Here is a 6543-nt window from a genome sequence, read left to right on the forward strand (position 1 = left end):
GGGAATAGCTTTGGCAGCAAATGCTAGCTTTTTGAAGGAACTGGAGGCCATTTTGGGCCGGGAGCGACTAATTACCGAGCCGGAAGAGCGCTGGTGCTACGCTTTTGATGCTGCTGCCGCTCAGCCCAAGCACCTACCCGTGGCAGTGGCTTTGCCGCAATCCACCCAGGAGGTAGCCGACATCATGCGCTTGGCTACCCAGCACCGGGTCCCGGTTTACCCGCGGGGTGCTGGCACCAACCTTAGTGGCGGAGTGATTCCCCGAGAAGACGGGTTGGTAGTGTCCTTAGTAAAGATGAACCAAATTCTGGAGCTGGATGCAGAGAACCTAACCGCCACGGTTCAGCCTGGGGTAGTAATCCAAGATCTCAACGACGCCGTTGCTCTCCACGGCCTTCTGTACCCGCCTGACCCAGGAAGCGTCACCACTGCCACCATGGGTGGCAGCGTGGCCGAGTCTTCTGGTGGCTTGCGGGGCCTCAAGTATGGGGTTACCAAAGACTACGTTATGGGCCTGGAAGTAGTGTTGGCGGATGGCACTGTGTTCAGCTGCGGCGGCAAAACCGTCAAGAATGTCAGCGGATATGATTTGGTCAAGCTCTTCTGCGGCAGCGAGGGGACGTTGGGGATTATTACCGCCATCACCGTGCGGCTGATCCCCGCCCCCGAGGCGCGCCGGAGCATGCTAGCAGTATTTGACCGTCTCGAGGATGCGGCCCACACCATTACCGGGATCATTGGCAACAAGGTGATTCCTGCTACTATGGAGATCATGGACAACAAGACCATTAGAATGGTGGAAGAATATTGTCATGCTGGCTTACCGGTACAGGCGGCGGCCATCTTGCTGCTGGAGGTTGATGGTATAGCTTCAGTAGTGGAAAAGGAGGCGGCGGTGGTGGAGCAGGTATGCCGAGAAAACCACGGGCACATCCAGGTGGCCCGAGATGATGCCGAGCGGGATAACCTGTGGACGGCGCGCCGGGCGGCGCTACCAGCCTGTGCTCGTCTGCGGCCCACCACCGTTCTGGAAGATGCTACTGTGCCCAGGAGCAAAGTGCCGGAGATGTTGATGGCTCTACAAGAAATCGCCGATAAATACAACCTGGTCATGGCTACCTATGGTCATGCCGGCGACGGGAATCTTCACCCTACCATTGCCTGTGATGAACGCAACCCGGAAGAAATGGAGCGGGTGAGTAAGGCAGTGGATGAGATTTTCCGCACTGCCATCAAGTTAGGCGGCACCTTAAGCGGAGAGCACGGCATTGGCCTGGCCAAGGAGAGATACATGCCGCTCCAATTTGGTGAAAGCGGCGTTGAGGTAATGCGCCGGATTAAACAAGCTCTTGATCCCTTGGGGTTACTCAACCCGGGCAAGCTGATCTCCATGAACCCGCCAGGGGGTGGCCAGCAATGAGCGCCTTGGATGACCTGCGTTTAGTCGAGACCGAGATGGCCAAGTGCATGAAGTGCGGCAACTGCCAGGCGGTTTGTCCCCTTTACAAGGAAACCCTGCGGGAGGCGGCAGTGGCTCGGGGAAAGGTGCAGCTGGCTTATAGCTATCTTAAGGGTGAGATTCCTGCTACCCAGGGCCTGGCCGAGAAGCTGCTCTTTTGCCTCACCTGCATGGCTTGCGTGGCCAATTGCCCCAGCGGGGTGCAGGTGGATGCGGTGGTGCTGGCAGCCAGGGCTGCCTTAGTAAGAGAAAAGGGCTTGCCTTGGCTCAAGAATGTCATCTTCCAGGGCCTGAAACGCCCTTGGCTGTTTGATTTGGCCTTGCGCACCGGTCGTCACCTGCAATTCCTAGCCCTTCGCTATCAGCCCGAGCTAGGCCGCTGCCATCCCCGTTTTCCCATCGGCCTAGAGTTACGGCGGGTTTTGCCGCCTCTAGCCAAGAGGACCCTCAAGGAGGAATTTCCAGAGGTAGTTCGGCCGGCCCATCCTCGCCTGCGGGTAGCTTTCTTCACCGGCTGCTTAGAAAACTATATCTACACCGACATTGGCCGCTCGATAATTAATGTCCTTGTGGCCAACCAAGTTGAGGTAGTCATTCCCAAGGATCAGCATTGCTGTGGAATTCCCACCTTGGTGCATGGCGATGTCCATACCGCCCGAGAAATGGCCGCTTCCAACTTAGTCATTTTTCAGGGCTACCAATACGATTACCTGGTAGCGGCCTGCGCAACCTGCGGAGAGGCCTGGAAGCACTACTATCCCCAGCTTCTTGATGCTACACCTAGCTGGCAAGCGGCGGAGGCGGTGGCGGCCAAGGCTCGCGACATTAATGAACTGCTCTTGGAAATCGCATACCGGCCCCCGGCAGGAAATTTGCCCTGGAAGGTCACCTATCACGACCCCTGCCACCTGGTGAGGGGCCAAGGAGTGAGCCAGCAGCCGCGGGCGATCCTGAAGTCGATTCCTGGGCTGGAGCTGGCGGAAATGAAGAACGCCGACCGTTGCTGCGGTAGCGCTGGCTCCTTTAGCCTTACCAATTACGATATGTCCATGCGGGTGCAGGCCCATAAGGTGGCGGCCATCCGGGCTACTGGGGCAGAAGCAGTAGTCACCAGCTGCCCGGCTTGCCGGATGCAGCTGGAGGATGGATTGGCCCAAGCTGGCTTAGGGCCGCGGGTATTGCATGTAGCCCAGGTGTTGGACCAAGCCTATGCTGCCCAAGATAAAGCGGCCGCTGGCTGGTCCGCCGCCAGCTGACCGGCCGGGAGGAGGACGCCGATTGACTGACCAAGAACTGGTACCTGGCTTTACTGATCTGGCTGAGACCATGGGGGCCCAAGTGATCTCCGTTTCCGGACCTGAAGCGGTGGCGGCCAAATTGGTGGAGGTTCTGCGTCCGCTGGGCTCCAAGGTAGCTTTGACGGCTTGTTCCCTGATCCGGGAAACGGGATTAGAGGCGGCCCTAACCCAGGCTGGATTCTTAGTGGAAAAGGACGGGGCGGAATTTGCTCGCCAGGCGGATATCGGCATCGTTGAGGCCGATTATGGCATCGCCGAAACCGGTACCCTGGTCACGGATGCCACCGATCTCAAGAGGCGTTTGGCTTCCATGCTCCCGCTTACCTGTGCAGTCCTGCTCCCGGCGGAACGGATTCGGGCCAATCTGGCGGAAGTGGTAGAGGCTTATTTAGCCTCCGGCCCTTGGCCGGGCTACCTGGCGTTGGTGACGGGCCCCAGCCGTACGGCTGATATTGAAAGGAGCCTTACTATCGGCGTGCACGGCCCCGAGCGTTTGTTGATAATCCTAGTGGGAAGTGACGATTGCGGTGGCCAGTAAAGAGTTTAGAGAGAGAATTAAGAAGGCCTTGGGTAACGCCAGCCTGCGCGGGGCTTTGGAGCGCTTTGCCGATTCCTACGTGGTGGCTAGGGAGCAGGTTTACGCTGGCCGCGATTTTCAGGCCCTCCGGGAAAGAATTGCTGCCATCAAAGCCGATGCCGCTAACCGCTACGGAGAGCTGGCGGATGAGTTTGCCCGAGCGGTGGAAGCTCGGGGAGGCAAGGTATTCCGTGCCCAAGATCCAGCCTCAGCCCGGGAGTACATTTACCAGGTGGCCCGGGAGCATGGAGTCACCGATGTGGTTAAGTCCAAATCCTTTGCTTCTGAGGAGATCCACCTCAACGAGTACTTGGAAGAACGGGGTATTCACCCCCATGAGACCGATTTGGCGGAATGGATCCTGCAGCTCATGCCCGGTGAACGGCCCTCGCACATGGTGATGCCAGCCATCCACTTGCCCAAGGAGGAAGTGGCCCGGGTATTTAGCCGTTACCTGGGGGAGCCGGTAAAGCCCGACATCGCGCAGATGGTCCGCATTGCCCGGCGGGAGTTGCGCAAGAAGTTCCTTAGCGCTGGTATGGGCATCAGCGGCGCCAACATTGCTGTGGCTGAAACTGGCACTATCGTCATCTGCACCAATGAAGGCAATGCCCGGCTCACCACCACCGTGCCGCCGGTGCATGTGGCCATCGTTGGCTACGAGAAGCTGGTTCCGCGGATGCAGGATGTGGTGCCGATACTAGAGGCTTTGCCCCGGAGCGGCACTGCCCAGCCAGCCACTAGCTATGTAACCATGATTACCGGCCCGGTGCCCGCATGGCTGGGGGATAGGGAGGGGCCCAAGGAGTTGCACGTGGTGCTTTTGGATAACGGCCGCACCGCTATGGCCGCCGACCCGATCTTCAAGGAAGCCCTACAATGCATCCGCTGCGCTTCTTGCACCAACGTTTGCCCGGTGTTCCAGCTGGTCAGCGGCCAAGTATACGGCTATATCTATAGTGGCGGTATCGGCAGCATCCTAACTTCGTTTTTTAATTCCCTGGAGGATGCTGCCGATCCCCAGAGCTTGTGCCTGGGCTGCCGGCGCTGCGCCGAGGTATGCCCGGCCAACATCAACATCCCCGACCTAATATTGAAGCTGCGGGAGAAGGTGGTGGCCAAGCAAGGCCTGCCCGCTACCTACCGGATAGTTCTGCATGGAGTGGTGGCCAAGCCTAAGCTGATGCATGGCCTGCTGCGGACGGCAGCACGCCTGCAAGGGCCAGTTACCCACGGTCAGCCCTTCATCCGCCACCTGCCGCTCTTTTTTAGCCCCTTGGCCCACGGGCGGAGCCTTCCCGCCATTGCCCGGCAGCCGCTGCGGGATCGGGCTAAGCAGCTCGAGCGGCCGGTGGAAAACCCGCGGCTACGGGCGGCCTTTTATAGCGGCTGCGTCATCGACTTTGCCTACCCGGAGATTGGCGAAGCGGTCTATCAGGTCTTGGGACGGGAGGGGGTAGAGGTAGTTTTCCCCCAAGGCCAAGCCTGTTGCGGGGCTCCAGCTACCTATTCCGGAGACCGGGAGACAGCAGTAAAGCTGGCCAAGATCAACATTGCTGCTTTGGAGGCAGCTCAGGCGGAGGTGGTGGTTACCGCTTGCCCTACCTGCGCCGTGGCTTTGAAAGAAGACTTCCCTAAACTTTTGGCCGGTAACTTGGCCTGGGAAAAACGAGCCCAGGCCTTGGCGGCCAAAGTCAAGGATTTCACCCAGCTGGTAAGCGAGCTCACAGCTCAGGCTGGGCGAATCCTTTCTGCCCCCGCAGCTGCCGGTGGGCCTACCCCAGCCTCGCCGGCAGCTTGCCGGGAGCCCATTCGGGTTACCTATCATGATTCCTGTCACTTCAAGCGGCACCTGGGCTTGGACCAGGTGGCCCGGCAGGTTCTGCGGGACCAGCCGGGGGTGGAGCTAGTGGAGATGAAGGAGAGCGACCGCTGTTGCGGCTTTGGTGGCTCTTACAGTATTAAATATCCTGAGATAAGCCTGCCCATCCTAGAACGGAAGCTCAAAAACATCATGGATAGCGGCGCCCAAGTGGTGGCTACCGACTGCCCCGGCTGTGTGCTCCAGTTGCGCGGAGGGCTGGACCAGCGCCACAGCCCGCTTCAGGTGAAACATACGGCCGAAATTCTTGCCGCCCGCCTTGGTGCCAACCCGAAAGATAGAACCTAAAAGCCTAAATCTAACGCCAAAGTTCATACCCAGGAAGCCGGGCGGCGAGTCATAGCCGCCCGGCTGGCATATCCGGAGCACTGGCATCGCCCTCGGGGGCAACACCGTAGTTCCCCTAGGGGCTTTGGGCGGCTGGGTTTCACGGGGAGCGGGCCAGCCAAAACAAGGCCCATCTGCATGGCCATATCTACGGTGTGCTCGGTAGCGCTGGCCAGGAGCCTCTGTCCCATCATTTAAGCCCGGAGAAAAAGCTGGGGGACCGTTTTTTCCGGGTGCGCGTGGACAGCGTTGAGGCCGAGGTCGACATCAACATCCCGCTTATCTTGTTCAAGGTAGCCTCCCACCTTGGAAACACGATTGTAGACTTTATACTTGGACAGCCTGGTAAAGGAACCGAGTATCGAAGTGACAACCGGTAATGAATTGGTGGTCCGGACTCATTATGGTATATTCTTATGTGAGGGGGTTCCCCATCAATCTGAAGAAGCTATCCTTAAACCGGTTGACATGTGAGGGTGCGGGGCACCTGACTACCGGGGGTGGTGAGTGGTTTGCTAAGCAAGGAAGATCGTAAAGTAGTATTACGGTTTAAGAAAAGACTGCTAGATAATGGTATCCCTGTTATTGAGATGCGGATCTTTGGGAGCCGTGCTCGCGGCGATGCGGTACCGGAGAGCGACCTCGATGTGTTCTTGCTTTTAAATGCTATTACACCCGAGATTAAGCAGACCATTAGCGACCTGGCTTGGGAATGTGGTTTTACTGCGGATAGGATCATTACCACCGTGGAATTCACTCCTGAGGAGGTGCTGAGGACACCCCTTAGGTCATCTCCATTTATCCGCACCGTAATGCAAGAAGGAGTGGTTCTGTGAAAGCCGATGAGCGGGAAGCCTTGATAGAATATCGACTCGAGTAGGCGAACAGGACACTTTTCCAAGCCCAGATACTTGCGCGGGAATCCCAGTGGGACGGCGTAGTGAATCGGGCGTATTACGCAATGTTCTACGCTGCTTTGGCTCTCCTCCTAACCAAGGGT

General features: G+C 58.2%; 6 protein-coding genes. All 6 read left to right on the plus strand.

Annotated features, from left to right (window positions below):
- Positions 1 to 31: 31 nt before the first annotated feature.
- Positions 32 to 1420 (plus strand): FAD-binding protein, encoded by a 1389-nt coding sequence (locus H5U02_12850; protein ID MBC7343308.1) that lies wholly within the window; start codon positions 32 to 34, stop codon positions 1418 to 1420.
- The gene (locus H5U02_12855; GenBank protein ID MBC7343309.1) at positions 1417 to 2715 is read left to right on the plus strand and encodes a (Fe-S)-binding protein; all 1299 of its coding nucleotides are present in this window, start codon (positions 1417 to 1419) and stop codon (positions 2713 to 2715) included. Before H5U02_12850 ends, H5U02_12855 begins: the two co-directional genes overlap by 4 nt.
- 22 nt (positions 2716 to 2737) lie before the next feature.
- Positions 2738 to 3295 carry a lactate utilization protein gene (locus H5U02_12860; protein ID MBC7343310.1) on the plus strand — a complete coding sequence of 186 codons (558 nt, stop codon included), beginning with the start codon at positions 2738 to 2740 and terminating at the stop codon, positions 3293 to 3295.
- Positions 3285 to 5504: an LUD domain-containing protein gene (locus H5U02_12865; GenBank protein ID MBC7343311.1), complete on the plus strand. Its 2220-nt coding sequence runs from the start codon at positions 3285 to 3287 to the stop codon at positions 5502 to 5504. The genes H5U02_12860 and H5U02_12865 overlap by 11 nt, the downstream gene beginning before the upstream one ends.
- Positions 5505 to 6055: 551 nt before the next feature.
- Positions 6056 to 6379: a nucleotidyltransferase domain-containing protein gene (locus H5U02_12870; protein ID MBC7343312.1), complete on the plus strand. Its 324-nt coding sequence runs from the start codon at positions 6056 to 6058 to the stop codon at positions 6377 to 6379.
- Positions 6380 to 6450: 71 nt separating this feature from the next.
- Positions 6451 to 6543, plus strand: a 93-nt coding sequence (locus H5U02_12875) for a DNA-binding protein (protein MBC7343313.1), incomplete at its 3' end; no start/stop codon positions are given.

Source organism: Clostridia bacterium (assembly GCA_014360065.1).
Lineage (GTDB): Bacteria > Bacillota > DSM-521 > Neomoorellales > JACIYF01 > JACIYF01.